Below are 19,875 nucleotides of genomic sequence, written 5' to 3'. Positions count from 1 at the left end.
AGGTCGGTACATGCGCAAGCGGCTTTTTTTCGTCCTCTTATGCTTGTGCAGCCCGCAGAACGAAGGAAATCGGTTCGATGCCAAACAATTCTGTCAGCACTCGATTGGTTGTGGCAAAGACGTCAGCTTCGCAACTCTTTTTCGGACAAGAAATCGTCTGTCCTTTGCTGGAAAACGTATCCTGACGGCTGCCCTCTACGAAAATTACTTCTTGCGTTCCTTTTTGATAGATCAATCCTTCGTCTTCTTCTAATAATAAGCGCGTCTGCCACTGATTGATCTGGGCAATTGGCATCACTAATGCAGCAGCATCCAAGTTTTCTAACGAAAAACTACGACCATCCGGCAGCTGCAGCGTGAAGGTATTGAGTTCATAAGGCAAACAGGCATTGCACCCTCCTTCTGTGATGACTTGGCTCGTGAGAATTTCTGCATTCATTCTTTTTGACTCCTTTCATGATTCATTCATGTTTAGTTTATCACAAACCTATGGCGCACGGCGGAGCAATTATTCCGTCTTAAGTTGGATGTGTTTCTTTTTCTTTCTTGCTATGCTAGGGATAAGAAAAAAAGTCTAGGAGGAGTCACAATGAATACAGAAAGTTTATTAGGAAGAATCGTTACTGTCGTGGCAGTTTTAATCGCAGCATCCCTTGTTTTATCCGTTGTATTAGGCATTATTGGTGGGCTGATCGGATTGGTCTTCCGTTTCGGGATTCCTTTGCTGCTAGCCGTTTTGATCGTTCGCTGGTTAACATCGATTCGCCAAAAGCCAAGAAAATATTATCGTTAATTTCAAGTAAATCAAAAACACCTGACGTTTGGAAAGTCAGGTGTTTTTTTATCGATCAGCCTAATGCTACATCTAAAACCATCATTAAGATAAAGCCTAGCATGACGCCAAAGACCGCAAAATGGCGGCGACTCGTCAAGGTTTGCTGCGCTTCTGGAATCAATTCTTCCACCACTACATAGATCATAGCACCCGCTGCAAAAGCCAACGCATACGGCAAGACAGCGGACATACTCGTTACTAGCAAAGCTCCGATCACACCGGCGATCGGTTCTACGATCCCTGACGCTTGCCCGTACATAAAGGCTTTGGTTCGGCTTAACCCTTCTTGGCGCAAGGGGATCGAAACGGCTGCGCCTTCTGGAAAATTCTGGATCCCGATCCCGATCGCTACCGAAAGCGCCGCTAAGATCGCTGCTCGCGGATCATCGGCACTAGCCGCCGCCCCAAACGCTACCCCTACCGCCAAGCCTTCTGGGATATTATGCAGCGTGATCGAAAAGACCAGCAAGATCGTTCGCTTCAAATGACTGGGCAAACCTTCTGTTTCATGATTCGGACCAAAATGCATATGCGGGAGCGTCTTATCTGCTGCATATAGAAACAAACCACCCAAACCAAACCCGATGCTGACCACAAGCCACGGAATGTCGCCATTTTCTTCGGCTCGTGCGATCGCAGGATCTAATAACGACCAGAAACTAGCAGCGATCATCACGCCAGAGGCAAACCCCAGCATCGTATTCAGGACATTTTTATTGATTTCTTTGAAGAAAAAGACTAGCGCTGCCCCAAGCGCCGTCATACCATACGTAAAGATCGTCCCCGCCAACGCTTGCTGCCATGGCGACAATCCAACCAACCAATCCACCATTCGTCTGCTCCTTTGTCTAACTATTCTACCAATACTCTAGCATAGGAAGCCGTCAGGTTCTACTAGGAAGGCAGCAGCAGCCAAAATTTTTCTTTCACCAGCCCTAAGCCTTTCCTGATGAAATCCTCGGCTTTACTTGAAAGTTTCAACATTCATCGCTATAATGCTAGGAGACTCCATGTCAATTTATATAAAGTGAGGAAAAGAATTGATTACAGTAAGTGATGTAAGTTTGCATTTTTCAGACCGCAAACTGTTTGATGATGTTAATATTAAGTTTACGCCTGGTAATTGTTATGGTTTGATTGGTGCAAATGGTGCTGGTAAATCAACTTTTTTAAAAATTTTATCTGGTGAGATCCAACCTTCAACCGGGAATGTGTCTTTAGGTCCTGATGAACGGATGGCTGTCTTGAAGCAGAACCACTATGATTACGAAGAGTTTCCAGTGATCGAAACGGTCATCATGGGCCATAAACGTCTCTACGAAGTGATGAAAGAAAAAGACGCGATCTACATGAAGGAAGACTTTTCTGATGAAGATGGGATTCGTGCCGCCGAACTAGAAGGCGAATTTGCGGAACTTGATGGCTGGGAAGCAGAGCCCGAAGCAGCTGTTCTTTTGCAAGGCTTGAACATTCCCGATGAATTGCATCATGTCTTGATGAAAGATCTAACTGCTGGTCAACGGGTGAAAGTCTTACTGGCACAAGCCCTTTTCGGTAAGCCAGACGTCTTGCTCCTAGATGAGCCTACCAACGGATTGGATATCCAATCTATCAACTGGTTAGAAGAGTTTCTGATCAACTTTGACAACACCGTCATCGTTGTTTCCCATGACCGCCACTTCTTAAATAAAGTTTGTACCCATATGGCCGATCTAGACTTCGGCAAAATCAAATTGTTTGTCGGCAACTATGATTTCTGGTTGGAATCAAGCCAATTAGCTGCGAAATTACAATCCCAATCAAATGCCAAAAAAGAAGAGCAGATCAAAGAACTGCAAGACTTTATCGCACGCTTTAGTGCCAATGCATCAAAATCCAAACAAGCAACTTCTCGGAAAAAAATGTTGGATAAAATCACTCTTGATGATATTCAACCTTCGTCTCGCCGCTACCCGTTTGTCGGTTTTAAACCAGAACGTGAAATCGGGAATGACTTGCTGCAAGTCGACAATGTCAGTGTGACGATCGACGGCAAAAAGATTTTAGACAATATCTCTTTCACCTTGAACAAAGACGACAAAGTCGCTTTTGTTGCCAATAGCGATATCACCACCACAACGCTATTCAAAGTCATCATGGGGGAAATCACTCCTGATACAGGTAGTGTTCGTTGGGGCGTGACCACGCAGCATGCCTACTTGCCAAAAGATACGACCAGCGAATTTGATACGGATACCCCGATCGTTGATTGGTTGCGTCAATACGCAAGCAAAGAAGAAGACGACAATACCTTCTTGCGCAGCTTCCTAGGTCGCATGTTATTCTCTGGTGACGAAGTATTAAAACCCGTCAATGTTCTTTCCGGGGGCGAAAAAGTTCGCTGCATGTTGTCGAAAATGATGCTTTCAAAAGCCAACGTATTGGTATTGGATGATCCAACCAATCACTTGGACTTAGAATCGATCACCGCATTAAACGATGGCTTGATGGCCTTCACCGGCTCATTGTTGTTTGCTTCTCATGACCACCAATTTATTCAAACCCTTGCGAACCGTATCATTGCGGTCTCTAGCAAAGGCGTGGTGGATCGTGCCGAAACGACCTACGATGAATTCTTAGAAAACAAAGATGTCCAAAAACGCGTAGCAGAAATGAATCAATAAGCTGCTTTTGAAAAAAAGAACGCTCCAGTTGCCCGCCACCAAGGCTGCAACTGGAGCGTTTCTTTTATTTTGTCTAGGTGCTTCGGGTATTTTTGGCAGGTTACGCTTGTTCTAAACGGGCTTTGCCGAATGAAAACAGCGCCAAGCAGCCGTAGCCGGTATGACTGGAGATCGTTGGACCTAATGGATAATGATGAATAATAATGTCAGGAACTTTTTCGGTCAAACGTTTGATGACTTTCTCCGCCGCTTCGGCATCGCCAGCATTGGCAAAATAAACCGTATTGGTTTTTGATTCGTGAAGATTGGCGATGGTTTGATCTACGATTTTTTGGATCGCTTTGTTGCGTCCCCGCACTCGATCAACGCTGCGTAATTTTCCCGCAGTATCGACGGTAATAATTGGTTTCACGTTCAGCAATCCGCCGATCGCTGCCGCCGTTTTAGAGATTCTGCCGCCGCGTTCCAATTGTTTTAAATCGTCGACGGTGACCCATGAATCTAAACGCAGTTTGTTTTCTTCTACCCATTGGCTGACTTCCAGCAACGAACGTCCTTGGGCTTTTTGTTGGGCTGCTTCAGCCACTAAGAAGCCTTCGCCTAAACTCGCAGAGCGCGTATCGATCAAGGTGATCGCAACTTCTTTGTATTCTTCTTTTAGTAAGGCTACGGCTTGGACGGCACTTTGGAATGAGCCGCTCATTCCTGAAGAAAAACCTAAATAAAGGACCGGTGTGCCCGCTTCGACATATGGCCGAAAATACTCCATATAACGTCCGACATTGATTTGAGAAGTTGTCGGCTGCGCATGCTCTTTTAGTTTTCCTAAAAACCATTCCGTATCAAATTCTTTGCCCATATCATCGATATATTCTTTGCCGTCTAATTCGATCAGCATCGGAATATACGCAACATCTAGCTCCGCTAATCTTGCTGCTGGTAAATCACAGCAGGAATCTGTCATGATTTGAAACATGGTTTCACCCCTCTCGTTACCCCCTATTATAGCAAAAAAAGAACAAGACAGAAGAAATTCTCATCAAAAGCAGCCAAACTTATCGTTGACTGCTTTTGACACAGGAGTTCTTCGTCTTGTTCTGAAGCTTTTGCGTCAGATTAGATTTGCGCCCAAACACTTTCTAAAATGTTGGTTTGGCTGCGGTCTGGTCCTACCGAGAAGGTCGAAATGCGGACACCGACTAATTCAGAGATGCGGTGAACGTAATTGCGTGCATTTTCTGGCAGATCTGCTAATGTTTTGCAGCCAGTAATGTCTTCAGACCAGCCAGGAAGTTCTTCGTAGACTGGTTTGCAGCGGTTCAACTCTTTCAAGCTTGCTGGGTAATGATAGATCAATTCACCATCTAGTTCATAAGCGGTACAGATCTTCACGGTTTCTAAACCGCTCAAAACATCGATCGAGTTAAGGGATAGGTTTGTAATCCCTGAGACCCGTTTTGAATGGCGCATCACGACGGTATCAAACCAGCCCACACGGCGAGGACGTCCTGTCGTTGTTCCGTATTCACGACCGATCTTACGAATTTGTTCACCTGTTTCATCAAACAGTTCCGTTGGGAAAGGACCATCTCCTACCCGAGAGGTGTAAGCTTTGCAGACACCAACGACTTTGTTGATTTTTGAAGGACCCACACCACTACCAATAGTGACTCCCCCAGCAACGGGGTTGGATGATGTCACGAAAGGATAGGTTCCTTGGTCGATATCCAGCATCACGCCTTGTGCCCCTTCAAATAAAACCCGTTTGCCTTCATCTAAGGCATCGTTAAGGATCACCGAAGTATCCGTCACATATTTTTTGATTTGTTGGCCATATTCGTAATACTCTTCAAAAATGTCTTCAAAAGCGATTGGCTCTGCGTCAAACATTTTCACGAATTGACGATTTTTTTCTTCTAAGTTGATACGCAGACGTTCTTCAAAAATTTCTTTGTCTAAAAGATCAGCGATCCGAATGCCGACTCTGGCAGCTTTATCCATATAGGCTGGTCCGATCCCTTTGATCGTGGTACCGATCTTGTTGTCACCTTTGGCATCTTCTTGCAGCTGATCCAAATGGATATGGTAAGGTAAAATAACATGTGCACGATCAGAAATCTTTAAGTTTTCTGTTATTATATTGTTTTCTTTTAAGTATGCTAATTCTTTAACTAATGATTTCGGGTTCACAACGACCCCGTTTCCAATGACACTGATTTTATCTGCATAAAAGATCCCAGAAGGAATCAAATGCAGTTTATAGGTCACACCGTCAAATTTAATCGTATGGCCGGCATTGTCTCCACCTTGATAACGTGCAATGACTTCCGCGTTTTCACTCAAAAAGTCCGTAATCTTTCCTTTACCTTCATCGCCCCATTGTGTACCTACTACTACTACAGATGACATATAATGACCTCTTTCTTTAATTAGTGCATTCCTTAAGTATTGTAACAAGATTCGCAAGCTCTTTCAATCTAAAATCGAATAATCGTTTTAAATTCTCATTTTTCAGGGGTAAAAAACGAACTATTTTCTTCTCATTAATTATTTATACACGTAAAAACGAATAAAGTCGACACATAAAAAAAGCCCTGCTGCCATCAGCGCAATGCAGACGGCAGCAGGAGCCTTGGTTGCTCACATCGTTGGTGTCTTACCCGAACTCTTCTCGCGGCGAGACCGAGGAGAACTTATTGTATTCTTTGATAAATAGAAGTTCGACGGTCCCTCGGGCACCACTCCGGTTTTTCTCGATAATGACTTCGATCACATTGTTGTTTTGTTGTTCTTCTGGTTCATCGTCATCGTCGCCTTCGCTGCGGTAGTAGTCATCTCGGTACAAGAAAGCAACGATATCGGCATCCTGCTCGATCGATCCTGATTCTCGGATATCACTTAAAACAGGACGCTTGTCTTGTCGTTGTTCCACACCCCGAGAAAGCTGAGAAAGTGCGATCACTGGCACTTTTAATTCCTTCGCCAGTTTCTTTAATTGGCGAGAGATCTCAGAGACTTCTTGTTGGCGGTTTTCGCGACCCGTTCCTTCAATCAGCTGCAAGTAGTCGATCAAAATCAAGCCGAGATTGCCTTTTTCTTGCGCCAGTTTCCGACAACGTGCCCGAATCTCAGAGATCTTGATCCCAGGGGTATCATCGATATAGATATTGGCGTTAGAAAGACTGCCCATGGCAACGATCAAATTCCGCCACTCTTCTTCTGAGAGCTGCCCCGTCCGCAAGTGACTGGCCTCAATCGAGCCTTCCGCACACAGCATCCGATTGACCAATGATTCAGCCCCCATTTCCAGACTAAAGATCGCTACGGAACGATCGGTTTTCGTTCCGACATTTTGCGCGATATTCAAGGCAAACGCGGTTTTCCCTACCGCGGGGCGGGCAGCGAGAATAATCAGCTCTTCTTTTTGCAGCCCCGCCGTCATTTTGTCTAAAGCCGCATAACCCGTAGGTAATCCGGTGATTTCTTCATTGTTTTGCGCCAACTGATCGATCGTTTCGATCGTCCGATTCAAGACTTCCGCTATCGATTGGAAGCCATTGCTATTGCGCTTTTCGGATACTTCTAAAATACTTTTTTCTGCTTGATCAATGATCGACTGCACATCTTCATCTTGTTCAAAGCCTTTGGTTACGATGCGGCTCGCTGTTTGGATCAGATTGCGTAACGTGGCTTTGTCGTCAACGATCTTCGCATAATAAGCAATACTTGCTGCTGATGGTGAAGCTTGACTCAATTCAGTCAGATACGTCAGGCCGCCAACATCTTCAAGACTGTTGCTTTTTTCAATTTCTGCTTTCAACGTAATCAAGTCGATCGATTCACTACGGTCGTTCAACTGGATCATTGCTTGAAAAATTATTTGATGGCTGCGGCGATAAAAATCTTCTGGGGCGATTACTTCCATTGCATCGATGATCGCATCGGCATCTAAAAAGACTGCCCCTAGGACCGCTTGTTCCGCTTCAATATCTTGTGGGGGAACTTGATTTTGCCAAACTTCATTCATGCCATTCGCTCCTTCGTCCATTCATTCTACAAGATTCCCATCCAAAGTACAAGATTGCTTGGACGTTTGCCGAAAAAAACCCCAACATGTGACTGTTGGGAGTAATGCTTATTCTTGGATGGTATGAACATTGATCGTTGCTGTTACTTGTGGGTGCAATTTTACAGGTACTTGTGTAAAGCCTAATGCACGGATCGGCTGATCCAATTCGATTTTTCGTTTGTCGATCTTGATTTTGTATTGCTTGTTCAAGGCATCTGCGATTTGTTTTGATGGGATCGAACCGAACAAGCGGCCATCTTCCCCTGCTTTGGCATTGATCTTCACAACGGTTTCTTCTTTTTCAAGAAGTGCTTTTAACTCTTTCGCTTCTGCTAAGACTTCTGCGTCTTGTTTTTCTTTGGCTTTTTGTTTGCCTTTTAATTCTGCCATGCTTTCATTGTTGGCAGGTTTGGCTAAGTTGTTTTTGATCAGAAAGTTTTGTGCGTAGCCATTAGGGACTTCCTTGATATCGCCTTTTTTGCCTTTGCCTTTGACATCTTGTAAGAAAATAACTTTCATCTTGGTCACTCCTTGTTATTGTTCATTTTTCGTTAATTCCGCTCGCAGCTGGTTTTCTACATCACCAATGCTGCTGTTCTTTATTTGCGTGGCTGCGTTGGTAAAATGTCCGCCGCCGCCTAATGCCTCCATCAAGGTTTGTACATTGACTTTACCAGTGCTTCTAGCACTGATACCGATCAAATCTCCTGGTTGTTTCGTAATGACAAATGCGGCATGGATCCCGTTGATCGATAGCAGAGTATCGGCCGCTTTCGCAACGGTGACACTATCGTACACCCGATCTTCATCCGCTGCAGCAATCACGATATCTTCTCGGAAATGCTGGCTGCGAGAAACCAGTTCACTGATCATCAAATAGGAATCGAGATCCGTACTCAACATGTATTGAACCAATGACGTATCTGCGCCTTGGTTTTTCAAATAACCAGCAATATCAAAGGTCCGACCAGTGGTTCGCACCGTGAAGTTCTTCGTATCCACGTAGATGCCCGCTAATAAAGAAGTCGTAATAAATTTCGGGACTTGCGATCTGCGAGAAGCACGATACTGGATCAATTCTGCTACCAGTTCCGATGCCGAAGACGCGGAAGATTCAATATACGTCAATAGTGGCTTATCGGGAAACTCATCCCCGCGACGATGGTGATCGATCACTGCGATTTTGTCAAATTCATCATAGACCGCTTGCGAGATCGACATCGACGGCTTATGGTAATCTACCATCACTAGCACACTTTCTTCATTTGATAAATTAACTGCTTCTTCCCCAGTGATCACAAATCGTTCCAGCTCGGGGTATTTTTTCAATTCTTCCAATGCCCGTTGAATGTCTGCGGTGATCTCTTTTGGATTTAAAATGATGTAGCATTCTTTATCGCTCATCATCGCCATGTAAGCCACCCCAAAAGCCGAACCTAAGGCATCCATGTCCGGGTAACGATGACCCATGATAAAGATCCGCTGGTTTTCAGCAAAAATCTTTCTCAACGCCGTACTCATGGCACGAGAACGAACACGCGTTCTCTTGGGTGTGCCGTCTGTATTGCCACCAAAGAATTGCGGTTTCGCTTCTTCTTTGGCTTCTTTTAAAACGACTTGATCACCGCCGCGAACTAACGCAATGTCGAGATTGTTTTGTGCCACTTCCCCGATCTCTTCAAAAGACTCTTCCCCATAGGAGATCCCCATACTGATCGTTAATGGCAGATCATTTTTTTCCGCAACTTGCCGTACTCTAGTCAAAAATTGGAATTTTTCTTCCTTCATCCGCTCAATATCTGAATACTTCGCGACGAAAAGAAACCGCTCGGAATTGATTCGTTTGTAAAAAACATGATTCTCACTTGCCCAATCAGAAATCAATGTCGTGATCAGCGAGTTCAAATAAGAAACTTGTTTGTCGTCTTTTTTCTCAATCAAATCATCGTAATTATCAATTGAAATCAACCCAATTGCTGCCATCTTTTTTACCCCTCAATGTATCATCCCATTTTTTTGAAGCTTTGTTCCTTATTTTACCACAAAACAATCAAATAGGCGATTGATGCAAAAAAGTTCCACGTGAAACTTTTTTGGTGAACCAACCAGGAAAAAATTTCTATCATTCGTTATTCTATCTATATATAAAATAACAAGTTACTCTTCGATGGATAAAAAAAATTGACAAGCTTCAAAAGAAACTTGTCAATAAAAATCATTCGATTTATTCTTCGCCTACGAATGGAAGTAATCCCATGATACGCGCACGTTTGATTGCAATGGTAAGTTTGCGTTGGTTTTTCGCACCAGTACCAGTTACACGACGTGGTAAGATTTTACCGCGTTCTGAAATGAAACGTTTTAGTAATTCAATATCTTTATAATCGATATGTTCAATATGGTTTGCAGCAATGTAGTCTACTTTACGACGTTTGCGTCCGCCTCTTCTTTGTTGTGCCATCCTATTTCCCTCCTATCAATTTCTTAGAATGGTAAATCATCGTCTGAAATGTCGATTGATGAGTTTCCGAATGGATCGGAGTTGTCTCGATCAAAATTAGGCATTCCTGATGGTTGAGAGGATTGAGTTTGATTTGAGTTATTGTTACCAAATCCAGAAGAACTGTTTGAGTTATACGTATTGTTACTGCCAGATCCGCTATCAGTTGTGCGTCTTTGCTCGGAAGCATTCCGCGACTCTAATAATTGGAAGTTGTCAGCAACGACTTCTGTTACATAAACACGTTGGCCTTGTTGGTTGTCGTATGAACGGGTTTGAATACGTCCAGTAACCCCTAATAAAGTTCCTTTGCGTGCATAGTTTGCTAATGTTTCCGCTGGTTTTCTCCAAATAACACAGTTGATGAAATCAGCTTCGCGCTCTCCACTTTGGTTGGTAAAATTGCGGTTTACCGCCAAGGTAAAGGTTGCGACACCAGTGCCATTAGAAGTGTAACGTAAATCAGGATCTTTGGTTAGTCTTCCTACTAGTACAACATTATTAATCAAAGTTCATCATCTCCTCATCGCTTTTGTTTCATGTGAAACAATATTATGCTTCTTCTTTGACAATCATGTGACGGATAATGTCATCATTGATTTTCGCAAGACGGTCAAACTCGTTGATTGCACTTGCAGTTGTTGAAGAAGAAACTTTAACGATGTGATAGATACCCTCACGGAATCCATCCATTTCATACGCTAGACGGCGTTTTTGCCAATCTTTTGATTCGATAACTTCAGCGCCGTTATCAGTTAAGATTGAGTCAAAACGAGCGATCAATGCGGCTTTTGCTTCTTCATCAATGTTTGGACGAATGATATATAAAATCTCATATTTCGTGTTTTCCATTGATTTTTCACCTCCCTGTGGACTTTGGCCCCTAGTTTTCTAGGAGCAGAGAGAGTGGTCTAATTAGACTACTCACAAATAATTATTATACACTTTTTTCGTCCTTACTGCAAGCTGTTTTTTTGCGTCCCTGCATCTACCCATCACCGCAAACAATCGCTTACACTGATAAATACGTCAGCTGCTGCCGATTTTTTGAAAAAGAATAGGAAGACAGCAAGCTGCAGGTTCGCAGGTTGCTGTCTTCCTAGAAAACGTATTGCTTATTCTTGTGTATCCGTGGTGTCTTCCGTTGTTTCTTCCACATCTGGTACGTCTTGTACCGCTGTTTCTTCAGCAGTCGCTAGTTCTTCTTCGACTTCTGGTTCAACCGTTGCCATCGTCACTACTTTGGCATTGTTTTCCATCTTCATCAAACGAACCCCTAAGGTTGCCCGACCAGTTTGGGAAACAGTCGCTACATTGAAACGAATCAAGACGCCTTTATCGGTGATCACCATGATGTCTTCCTCACCGCTGACCGTCGTCAAGCCGGCTAATGGACCGTTTTTCGCCGTAATGTTGGCTGTTTTGATCCCTTTTCCGCCCCGACCTTTGATTGGGTATTCAGAGCCTTTGGTACGCTTGCCATAGCCGTTCTCAGTGATGACCAAGACTTCACTGTCTTCTGTGATCACTGCAGCGCCTACCACGTAGTCTCCGTCTCTTAGACGAATGCCTCGCACACCAGCAGCTGTTCGGCCCATATCCCGCACAAGCGCTTCTTTGAAGGTCACAGAGTAGCCATCGTGGGTTCCGATGATCACGACATCTTCGCCGTGGGTTTCAATTACGTTGACCAACTCATCATTTTCCCGAAGACCGATCGCAATCAGACCATTGGCACGGATATTTGAAAAGGCCGTCACTGAGGTCCGTTTGACCACACCTAGACGCGTCGTGAAGAACAAGTAGCGTCCTTCTTGAGGCCCACCAGAAGCCGAAATGATCGCTTCGATCCGTTCGCTAGAATCGATCCCTAGGAGATTGATCACAGGGATCCCTTTGGCTGCCCGACCATACTCAGGAATTTCATAGCCTTTGGCTTTATAAACTTTCCCTTTATTGGTGAAGAACAGTAATGTGTCATGAGTCGAACAAGAAACCAACGTCTTCACGAAGTCTTCATCGTGGATCCCCATTCCTTGAACGCCACGTCCGCCGCGGCGTTGTGCACGGAATTCAGACTTAGCTACTCGTTTGATGTACCCATTGTTCGTCAAGGTAATGACGATTTCTTCTTCTTCGATCAAATCTTCATCTTCAAGACTTAAGACTTCCCCAACCAATAATTCAGTCCGGCGATCATCACCAAAGCGTTGGCCTAATTCTTGCAACTCCGTTTGAATGATCTCTAGGACTCGTTGTGGATTTGCTAAAATGTCTGTCAAATCAGCGATAAATTCTAACAAACCTTGGTACTCGTTTTCGATCTTGTCGCGTTCCAAACCAGTCAAGCGACGCAAACGCATATCTAAAATCGCTTGCGCTTGGCGATCGGACAATTTGAAGCGCTCCATCATGCTATTTTTTGCTTCATCATCAGAATTTGATGCTCGGATCAAAGCAATGATCTCATCGATATGATCCAATGCGATCCGTAATCCTTCCAAGATGTGGGCACGAGCTTCTGCTTTGTTTTTATCAAACTGTGTCCGACGAGTCACCACTTCTTGTTGGTGCTCGATGTAGTTTTCTAAAATTCGTTTCAAGCTCAAAATCTTCGGCACGCCTTTTTCAATGGCTAACATATTAAAGCCAAAAGAAGATTGCAGTGCAGTCATTTTGTAGAGATTATTTAAGATCACCGACGCACTGACGTCGCGACGAACGTCGATCACGATCCGCATGCCTTCACGAGACGATTCATCCCGCAGATCGGTGATTCCTTCAATCCGTTTGTCACGGTGCAGCTCAGAGATCCGTTCGATCAACTTCGCTTTATTGACCATATATGGCAATTCAGTCACTAAGATCCGTTCTTTGCCGTTGGGCATTTCAGTCACTTCGACTTTTCCGCGAACAGTGATCGACCCTTTCCCTGTTTCATAGGCACGGCGAATACCGGATTTTCCCATCACGATCCCGCCAGTTGGGAAGTCTGGTCCTGGTAGGACTTCCATCAATTCACTCGTTGTGACTTCTGGATTTTCCATCAATAGATCGATAGCTGCAATGACTTCATTCAAGTTATGAGGCGGGATATTGGTCGCCATCCCAACAGCGATCCCAGTCGTCCCGTTGACCAAAAGGTTCGGGAAGCGGGCAGGTAATACCGCTGGTTCTCGTTCTGTATCATCATAGTTGCTTTGGAAATCAACGGTATCTTTGTTGATGTCCCGCAGCATCTCCATCGCCAGTTTACTCATGCGGGCTTCGGTATACCGCATCGCAGCGGCACCGTCACCATCGACTGAACCAAAGTTTCCGTGGCCATCGACTAGCATGTAGCGATAGCTAAAGGGCTGTGCCATCCGCACCATTGATTCATAGATCGCACTGTCCCCATGGGGATGGTATTTCCCCATGACATCGCCGACGATCCGGGCTGATTTTTTATGGGGCTTGTCTGGTGTGACCCCTAATTCATTCATTCCATATAAAATTCGGCGGTGAACCGGCTTTAAGCCATCCCGCACATCTGGTAAAGCCCTAGCAACAATTACACTCATTGCATAATCGATAAAGGACTCGCGCATTTCACTGGTCAGATTGACGTCATGAATATTTTGTTTTGCTTCTTCACTCAAGCTGTTTCCTCCTCTACGATTGGCTAGATGTCAAGATTTTTCACGTAGTGCGCGTTTTCTTCGATAAAGGCCCGTCTTGGTTCGACGCGATCCCCCATCAGCATTTCAAAAATTTGATCGGCTTCTATGGCATCATCTACGCTGACCCGCAGCATCATCCGGTTTTCAGGGTCCATCGTGGTTTCCCATAACTGGTGGTCATCCATTTCCCCTAGACCTTTGTAGCGTTGAACCGTTGGTTTTGGTGTCGCAGGCAGTGATTCAATCGTATTTTTCAAATCTTGTTCGGCATTCTTGCCGGGTTGGATATAGTGGATATTTTTCCCTTGTTTGACACCGTACAATGGCGGTTGTGCGATATAGACATAACCAGCTTCAACGATTGGACGCATATAACGATAGAACAGTGTCAAAAGTAGGGTCCGGATATGGGCACCATCGACATCGGCATCGGTCATGATAACTAGCTTGTGGTAACGGGCTTTTGCTACATCAAAATCAGCACCAAACCCAGTTCCCATTGCCGTAAACAGCGAACGGATCTCTTCGTTTGCTAAGATTTTGTCCATGCTGGCTTTTTCGACATTTAAAATTTTCCCACGGATCGGTAAGATCGCTTGGAATTCGCGACTGCGGCCTTGTTTTGCTGAACCGCCGGCAGAATCTCCTTCGACGATAAACAGTTCGCATTTTTCTGGATCATTACTGGAACAGTCGGCTAATTTCCCAGGTAAGTTACTGATTTCTAACGCACCTTTTCGGCGAGTCATTTCTCGGGCACGTTTGGCTGCTTGACGGGCTTTTGATGCCAAAAGTCCTTTTTCCACGACTTGACGACCCACATTCGGGTTTTCCATCAAGAATTTCGTGAAATGTTCGGAAAAAAGACGATCAGTGACTGTCCGCACTTCGGAATTTCCTAATTTGGTTTTCGTTTGTCCCTCAAACTGAGGATCTGGATGCTTGATAGAGATAACTGCCGTCAATCCTTCCCGAACATCTTCTCCGGTCAGGTTTTCGTCGTTTTCTTTCATCAATTTTGACTTGCGGGCGTAATCATTGATCACCCGTGTCAAGGCAGTCTTAAAGCCAAATTCATGGGTTCCGCCTTCATAGGTATGGATGTTGTTGGCAAAACTCAACAGGTTGCTGTGGTAGCTATCGGTATATTGCATGGAAACTTCAACCGTGATTCCTTGTTGTTCTCCTTCTAAGTAGATCGGATCTGGGAAAATCACTGTCTTACTTGCATTCAAATGCTCCACATAGCTCTTGATCCCGCCGTCGTAATGATATTCTTTCAAGACGGGTTTTTCTTCCCGTTTGTCTTCGATCGAGATTTTTAAGCCACGGTTCAAGAAGGCTAATTCCCGAACCCGTGTCGCTAATTTATCAAAATTGAATACGGTTGTTTCCGTAAAGATCTCTGGATCTGGAACAAAGTGGACGGTCGTTCCGTGGCGGTCGGTTTCATCGATCACTTTCAAGTCATCAACGACTGCCCCACGATGGTATTCTTGATAATACACTTTGCCTTCTTTATAGACTTTTACGTCTAAAGTCGTGGATAACGCATTAACGACGGAGGAACCTACCCCGTGCAGTCCACCAGATACTTTGTAGCCGCCACCGCCGAATTTCCCGCCGGCATGCAGGATCGTAAAGACGGTTTCTACCGCTGGACGGCCTGTCTTGGCTTGGATATCAACGGGGATCCCCCGACCGTCATCGACGACCGTAATACTATTATCTGGTTCAATGATCACTTGAATACTTGAGGCAAAGCCTGCTAGTGCTTCATCGATCGAGTTATCGACGATTTCCCATACTAAGTGGTGCAAACCTTCTGAACTGGTAGAACCAATGTACATCCCAGGTCGTTTGCGGACGGCTTCTAGTCCTTCCAACACTTGGATCTGACTGGCATCATAGGCTTTCGCACGTTCAACTAAGCTTTTTTCTTCTTCTGTCATTCAGTTAATTCTCCTTTAATATGTCCTTGCTCTACATAAAAAATCTCTGCTTCCACAGACATTTTGTCTTTCACATGTTCTAATGTCGTCGTTGTCAGAAAGGTCTGAACTTTTCCTTCAATGGTCTCCAATAAATGCAGTTGTCGGGAATCATCCAGCTCACTCATGACGTCATCTAATAAAAGGACGGGATATTCCCCCGTTTCTTCTTTCATCAAATCGATTTCTGCCAATTTAACACTTAAGGCGGTCGTTCGCTGCTGTCCTTGCGAACCAAAGGTCTGAACATTTTTCTCATTGATCAAAAAATCCAGATCGTCTCGATGGGGACCTGCCAACGTGACTTGCCGAAATCGTTCACGGTCTTTGACTTGTGCCAAGGCTTTGACAAATTGCTGTTGGATCTCCTCCAGCGTACTCGCCTCACCGGGCACATTCGATAAGTAGTCGATCTGCAAGGTTTCTTTTCCTTGGCTGATCTTTTGGTGCAGCTGATTTGCCCAATACGCCAAGCGCTGAACAAATCGTTGTCTGGCTAAAATGATTTTACTGCCGAAAGCCACCAGCTGTTCCGTTAAAACATCTAAATAGATCTCATCGGTCTGTTTTTTTTCATTCAGCTGTTTTAAGTATTGATTGCGCTGTTTCAAAACGGATTGGTATTGAACGAGATCATAAAGATAGATTGGATCGATCTGCCCAATTTCCATATCGAGAAATTTACGGCGGACTTGGGGACTTCCTTTTACAAGGGAGAGGTCTTCTGGAGCAAATAAAATGACATTCAACTGCCCTATGTAACTACTGAGCTTTTTTTGCTCAATGTGGTTTACTTTCGTTTTTCGTCCTTTTTTTGACAAAAACAGTTCTAACGGGATCGTTGAGCGTCCCCGACTGACACTGCCAGAGATCCGCGCCCCTTCTGTGTCCCAGCGGATAAGCTCTTGCTCGCTGGAGGTGCGGTGGCTTTTGGTCATCGCCAATACATAGATACTTTCTAAAATATTGGTTTTTCCTTGCGCGTTTTCGCCTAAAAAAATGACCAGACCTTTCTCAAAAGTCAGTGTCAGCGAATCATAGTTCCGATAATTGCTTAAATGCAACTCATTCAGCCGCATCGGCGTCTTCCTTCTTCACCATAAAAAAAGTACCTTCATCAGGTAGCTCAACACGCATTCCCGCATACAATTTGCGCCCTCGTCGATTTTCTGGCTCGCCGTCGACAAAAACGGTGTGCTCTGCAAGGTACCATTTCGCTTGGCCGCCGCTGCTGATCACACTGACTTCTTTGAGCATTTGTCCAAGTGTCATGTATTCCGTTTCTAACGGTATTTGCATTTTCATAATTCCCCTCAATTCTATCAAAGAGCGTTTAGCTCTATTATACTCTTTTTTTGCCAAGAAAACAAATTCATCGGCATATTTTTCATTCTCAGAAGACTTACTGCTTTTAGACAAAAAAGAAGCCAAAATAGAAAAAAGGGCTTAAAAACGATTTTAAGCCCTTTTAACTCATTTATTCATTTTCAGATGATTGTTTCAACTTTTTTCAAAAGACATGAAAAACTAGTTGGTCCGCACCGGTGTGATCAGCTGGATAAAGCTGCCTTTGCTCTCTGTCGGCTCCAATGTAAAGGGACGGATCGCTGAGATAAAGCGGATCACGATGCTGGTGTCACCAAATGCTCGGAGTGCTGCTTTCATATAGTCAGGATTGAAAGAGATCTCTAATGGGTCGCCGGTCACTTTTTCAAAAGAAAGATCTTCTTCGACTTTCCCGATTTCTGGTGAGTTTCCATATAAGACAACGGCTTCTTCGGAGATCGCCAAACGAACGATGTTGTTACGGCCTTCATGAGAAAGCAATGACGCCCGTTCGATGGCTTGTAACAATTCTGGGACAGAAAATTCAATCTCAGTATTGAAGCTTGAAGGAATCAGACGGTTGGTATCTGGGTAAGTTCCTTCCAATAAACGAGAATAGAATTTCATGGTTTTCGTTTGGAACAACACTTGGTTATCCATAATGCTGATTTGGATCGCTTCTTCTTCATCTGTTAAGGAACGAGAAAGTTCCGTTAAGCTTTTGCCAGGAATCACGATGTTGAAGGCTGTTTCTCCGCTTTCCAATGGAATCACCCGTTGGCTCAAACGGTGTGAGTCCGTCGCAACAGCTAATAATTTTTGATTTTCTAAGACAAAGTGAACCCCAGTCAAGATCGGACGGCTTTCGTGTTGCGAAACCGCAAAGACTGTTTCACTAACGACCTTATTCAATACGTGCGCTGGAATCTCGATCGAATCTTGACTTTCGACAACTGGTAAATGTGGATAACTATCGGCATCCAAGCCGTTGACGGTAAAGTTGGCTTTTCCAGAAGTGATCGCTACTTGATTATTGTCTAAAACTTCTAACGTTAAAGTATTTTCAGGTAAACGACGAACAATTTCGCTGAAGAAACGTGCTTGTAAAACGATCGCTCCTGTTTTTTCAATTTGCATTTGCGCTTTTTCGTTTTCCACACTTAAAAAGGTTTCAATGGAAATATCGGCGTTGCTCCCAGTCATGGTCAATCCTTTTTCGGAAAGGGATAATTTTACTCCAGTTAAGATCGGGATGGTGGTTTTGGTTGAAATCGCCCGTTGGACAGTTTGTAATTCTTGCATGAACTCTGTTCGGTTTAAAGTTAGCTTCATAGCGATACTCCTTTAATTTATAGTTATTAAATAAAAGTAATAGTAGTAATAGGCTTGTTAGTAATGTGGATAACTCGAGAAAAGAGTGATTAGACTAACGAAAATGCCTGTGAATAACTTGTGGACAACTTTTTTGGTTCTTCTTTTCTTATCCACAGATCAGCTGAAGAGGATTTGTTTGATTTCAGCGATCTCATTTTTGATCGTGGGATCTGTTTCGACTAAATGCTGAATTTTTTCATGGGCATGAATGACCGTTGTATGGTCTTTGCCGCCAAATTCGCCGCCGATTTTTGGTAAAGAACTATCGGTCAGTTCTCGAGAGAGATACATCGCGATCTGCCGTGGGACCACGATGCCTTTGACCCGTTTTTTCCCTTTTAAATCATTGACATGAATGTGATAGTATTTTGCGACTTCTTCTTGGATTTGCAAAATCGAAACTTGGGTCGAGCCATGGCTTGATTTCAAGGCTTTGATGGCTTCAGCTGCCAAGCTCGTTGTAATGTCTGAGTTTTGCATCGTAGCAAAAGCTTGCACCCGCACGAGTGCTCCTTCAAGTTCTCGGATATTCGAATCGATCTGCCCAGCGATATAACTTAAGGTATCGTCGGGGATCTCCAAACGTTCGGCTTCGGCTTTTTTCCGCAAAATCGCAGTCCGCGTCTCTAGATCCGGCGGGGTGATATCAACGGATAAGCCCCAAGCAAAACGGGAAACCAAACGTTCCGGCAAAGTCGGGATCTCATTTGGCAAACGATCACTTGTCAGGACGATCTGTTTATTATTGCGATACAGTTCTTCGAAGGTATTAAAGAATTCTTCTTGGGTTCCTTCTTTATTGACTAAGAATTGAATATCATCCACCAGCAAAAGATCAACATTGCGGTATTCGTTTCGAAAATCTTCCATTTTGTTCTTTTGAATAGAAGTAATGAAATCATTGGTGAAATTTTCACTACTAACATACTTTATTTTGGCATTGGGACGTTTCAGCAACATTTGATGACCGATCGCGTGCATCAAGTGGGTTTTCCCTAAACCAACGCCACCATAGAAGAACAGCGGATTATAAATAGACCCAGGATCTTCTGCAACAACTAAAGCAGCAGCGTGGGCCATCTGATTGCCTTTCCCGATGACAAAGGTATCAAATGTGTATTTTTCATTTAAGATCGATTTCGGCGGCCGCTCGTTTTCTTCTGCAGCTGTTTGAATAGTAGAAGGGGCTGTTTTTAAAGCTTCTGCTTCTTCGACAGTCACAAAACTAGGAATCAATTCTTCACCAGTTTTCATAAATCCCATTTCAACAATTTTGGCAGCTAGATTTTTTTCCCAATAAGATTTATGAAGATCGCTGGGTACTTCGATCAGCAGCTGATTTTTTTCAAACGACAAGACATTGGCAGTCTCGATCCAAGCACTATAACTGGCCGGATTCAGCTCTTCTTTAAAGGAACGTTGAAGATCTTGCCAAATAGAATCAGCAGATGGCAT

General features: G+C 44.1%; 18 protein-coding genes. 2 read left to right on the top strand and 16 right to left on the bottom strand.

Annotation, left to right across the window (positions count from 1 at the left end; translation table 11 throughout):
- Window positions 1–37: 37 nt before the first annotated feature.
- Window positions 38–439 (bottom strand): DUF4809 family protein, encoded by a 402-nt coding sequence (locus tag IGI72_RS00090; protein ID WP_010748477.1) that lies wholly within the window; start codon window positions 437–439, stop codon window positions 38–40.
- 150 nt (window positions 440–589) lie between these two features.
- Here IGI72_RS00090 and IGI72_RS00085 point away from each other — a divergent pair, with 150 nt between their 5' ends.
- A complete protein-coding gene (locus IGI72_RS00085; protein ID WP_010748476.1) occupies window positions 590–793 on the top strand; it encodes a hypothetical protein in 204 nt (67 codons plus the stop codon).
- 55 nt (window positions 794–848) lie between these two features.
- On the opposite strand, the gene IGI72_RS00080 is transcribed toward IGI72_RS00085, so the two are convergent.
- The gene (locus IGI72_RS00080) at window positions 849–1,667 is read right to left on the bottom strand and encodes a ZIP family metal transporter (RefSeq protein ID WP_005232914.1); all 819 of its coding nucleotides are present in this window, start codon (window positions 1,665–1,667) and stop codon (window positions 849–851) included.
- A 208-nt stretch (window positions 1,668–1,875) separates the two neighbouring features.
- On the opposite strand from IGI72_RS00080, the gene IGI72_RS00075 reads away from it, so the two are divergent.
- Window positions 1,876–3,498 carry an ABC-F family ATP-binding cassette domain-containing protein gene (locus IGI72_RS00075; protein ID WP_005226380.1) on the top strand — a complete coding sequence of 541 codons (1,623 nt, stop codon included), beginning with the start codon at window positions 1,876–1,878 and terminating at the stop codon, window positions 3,496–3,498.
- A gap of 100 nt (window positions 3,499–3,598) precedes the next feature.
- On the opposite strand, the gene IGI72_RS00070 is transcribed toward IGI72_RS00075, so the two are convergent.
- The 14 genes from IGI72_RS00070 to dnaA all read right to left on the bottom strand — a co-directional run bounded on the left by IGI72_RS00070 (window position 3,599) and on the right by dnaA (window position 19,875).
- Entirely contained in the window at window positions 3,599–4,474 is an 876-nt protein-coding gene (locus IGI72_RS00070; RefSeq protein ID WP_016611673.1) for a DegV family protein, read from the bottom strand.
- Between the two features lie 140 nt (window positions 4,475–4,614).
- A complete protein-coding gene (locus tag IGI72_RS00065) occupies window positions 4,615–5,907 on the bottom strand; it encodes an adenylosuccinate synthase (protein ID WP_005232916.1) in 1,293 nt (430 codons plus the stop codon).
- 247 nt (window positions 5,908–6,154) lie between these two features.
- Window positions 6,155–7,525: a replicative DNA helicase gene (dnaB, locus tag IGI72_RS00060; RefSeq protein ID WP_005226374.1), complete on the bottom strand. Its 1,371-nt coding sequence runs from the start codon at window positions 7,523–7,525 to the stop codon at window positions 6,155–6,157.
- Between the two features lie 108 nt (window positions 7,526–7,633).
- The gene (gene rplI / locus IGI72_RS00055) at window positions 7,634–8,086 is read right to left on the bottom strand and encodes a 50S ribosomal protein L9 (protein ID WP_005226371.1); all 453 of its coding nucleotides are present in this window, start codon (window positions 8,084–8,086) and stop codon (window positions 7,634–7,636) included.
- Window positions 8,087–8,101: 15 nt separating this feature from the next.
- A complete protein-coding gene (locus IGI72_RS00050; protein ID WP_015508681.1) occupies window positions 8,102–9,550 on the bottom strand; it encodes a DHH family phosphoesterase in 1,449 nt (482 codons plus the stop codon).
- Between the two features lie 241 nt (window positions 9,551–9,791).
- Window positions 9,792–10,028 (bottom strand): 30S ribosomal protein S18, encoded by a 237-nt coding sequence (gene rpsR / locus IGI72_RS00045; RefSeq protein WP_005226367.1) that lies wholly within the window; start codon window positions 10,026–10,028, stop codon window positions 9,792–9,794.
- A gap of 23 nt (window positions 10,029–10,051) precedes the next feature.
- Window positions 10,052–10,576 (bottom strand): single-stranded DNA-binding protein, encoded by a 525-nt coding sequence (gene ssb, locus IGI72_RS00040; RefSeq protein ID WP_005226365.1) that lies wholly within the window; start codon window positions 10,574–10,576, stop codon window positions 10,052–10,054.
- 43 nt (window positions 10,577–10,619) lie between these two features.
- Complete coding sequence (gene rpsF / locus IGI72_RS00035) at window positions 10,620–10,919, bottom strand: 30S ribosomal protein S6 (protein ID WP_005226363.1); 300 nt, start codon at window positions 10,917–10,919, stop codon at window positions 10,620–10,622.
- Between the two features lie 263 nt (window positions 10,920–11,182).
- Window positions 11,183–13,708 carry a DNA gyrase subunit A gene (gene gyrA / locus IGI72_RS00030; RefSeq protein WP_016608933.1) on the bottom strand — a complete coding sequence of 842 codons (2,526 nt, stop codon included), beginning with the start codon at window positions 13,706–13,708 and terminating at the stop codon, window positions 11,183–11,185.
- Between the two features lie 23 nt (window positions 13,709–13,731).
- A complete protein-coding gene (gene gyrB / locus IGI72_RS00025; protein ID WP_005226359.1) occupies window positions 13,732–15,681 on the bottom strand; it encodes a DNA topoisomerase (ATP-hydrolyzing) subunit B in 1,950 nt (649 codons plus the stop codon).
- Window positions 15,678–16,799, bottom strand: coding sequence for a DNA replication/repair protein RecF (gene recF / locus IGI72_RS00020; RefSeq protein ID WP_438752616.1), 1,122 nt, complete (start codon window positions 16,797–16,799; stop codon window positions 15,678–15,680). Before recF ends, gyrB begins: the two co-directional genes overlap by 4 nt.
- Window positions 16,786–17,025 (bottom strand): S4 domain-containing protein YaaA, encoded by a 240-nt coding sequence (yaaA, locus tag IGI72_RS00015; RefSeq protein ID WP_008376781.1) that lies wholly within the window; start codon window positions 17,023–17,025, stop codon window positions 16,786–16,788. The genes recF and yaaA overlap by 14 nt, the downstream gene beginning before the upstream one ends.
- Window positions 17,026–17,247: 222 nt before the next feature.
- Entirely contained in the window at window positions 17,248–18,378 is a 1,131-nt protein-coding gene (dnaN, locus tag IGI72_RS00010) for a DNA polymerase III subunit beta (RefSeq protein ID WP_142965172.1), read from the bottom strand.
- A 159-nt stretch (window positions 18,379–18,537) separates the two neighbouring features.
- Window positions 18,538–19,875 (bottom strand): chromosomal replication initiator protein DnaA, encoded by a 1,338-nt coding sequence (dnaA, locus tag IGI72_RS00005; protein WP_015508676.1) that lies wholly within the window; start codon window positions 19,873–19,875, stop codon window positions 18,538–18,540.

This window comes from Enterococcus sp. DIV1059_2, assembly GCF_051713685.1.
GTDB lineage: Bacteria > Bacillota > Bacilli > Lactobacillales > Enterococcaceae > Enterococcus_D > Enterococcus_D casseliflavus.
Note: the sequence above shows the minus strand (reverse complement) of the source record. Positions and strands in the feature narration are given on the sequence as shown.

Coding starts and splice junctions, on each gene's coding strand:
- IGI72_RS00050 (WP_015508681.1), bottom strand. CDS start 9,550: ATGGCAGCAATTGGGTTGATTTCAATTGATAATTACGATGATTTGATT.
- IGI72_RS00090 (WP_010748477.1), bottom strand. CDS start 439: ATGAATGCAGAAATTCTCACGAGCCAAGTCATCACAGAAGGAGGGTGC.
- rplI (WP_005226371.1), bottom strand. CDS start 8,086: ATGAAAGTTATTTTCTTACAAGATGTCAAAGGCAAAGGCAAAAAAGGC.
- IGI72_RS00065 (WP_005232916.1), bottom strand. CDS start 5,907: ATGTCATCTGTAGTAGTAGTAGGTACACAATGGGGCGATGAAGGTAAA.
- rpsF (WP_005226363.1), bottom strand. CDS start 10,919: ATGGAAAACACGAAATATGAGATTTTATATATCATTCGTCCAAACATT.
- recF (WP_438752616.1), bottom strand. CDS start 16,799: ATGCGGCTGAATGAGTTGCATTTAAGCAATTATCGGAACTATGATTCG.
- dnaA (WP_015508676.1), bottom strand. CDS start 19,875: ATGCCATCTGCTGATTCTATTTGGCAAGATCTTCAACGTTCCTTTAAA.
- IGI72_RS00070 (WP_016611673.1), bottom strand. CDS start 4,474: ATGTTTCAAATCATGACAGATTCCTGCTGTGATTTACCAGCAGCAAGA.
- gyrB (WP_005226359.1), bottom strand. CDS start 15,681: ATGACAGAAGAAGAAAAAAGCTTAGTTGAACGTGCGAAAGCCTATGAT.
- dnaN (WP_142965172.1), bottom strand. CDS start 18,378: ATGAAGCTAACTTTAAACCGAACAGAGTTCATGCAAGAATTACAAACT.
- IGI72_RS00085 (WP_010748476.1), top strand. CDS start 590: ATGAATACAGAAAGTTTATTAGGAAGAATCGTTACTGTCGTGGCAGTT.
- rpsR (WP_005226367.1), bottom strand. CDS start 10,028: ATGGCACAACAAAGAAGAGGCGGACGCAAACGTCGTAAAGTAGACTAC.
- IGI72_RS00080 (WP_005232914.1), bottom strand. CDS start 1,667: ATGGTGGATTGGTTGGTTGGATTGTCGCCATGGCAGCAAGCGTTGGCG.
- yaaA (WP_008376781.1), bottom strand. CDS start 17,025: ATGAAAATGCAAATACCGTTAGAAACGGAATACATGACACTTGGACAA.
- dnaB (WP_005226374.1), bottom strand. CDS start 7,525: ATGAATGAAGTTTGGCAAAATCAAGTTCCCCCACAAGATATTGAAGCG.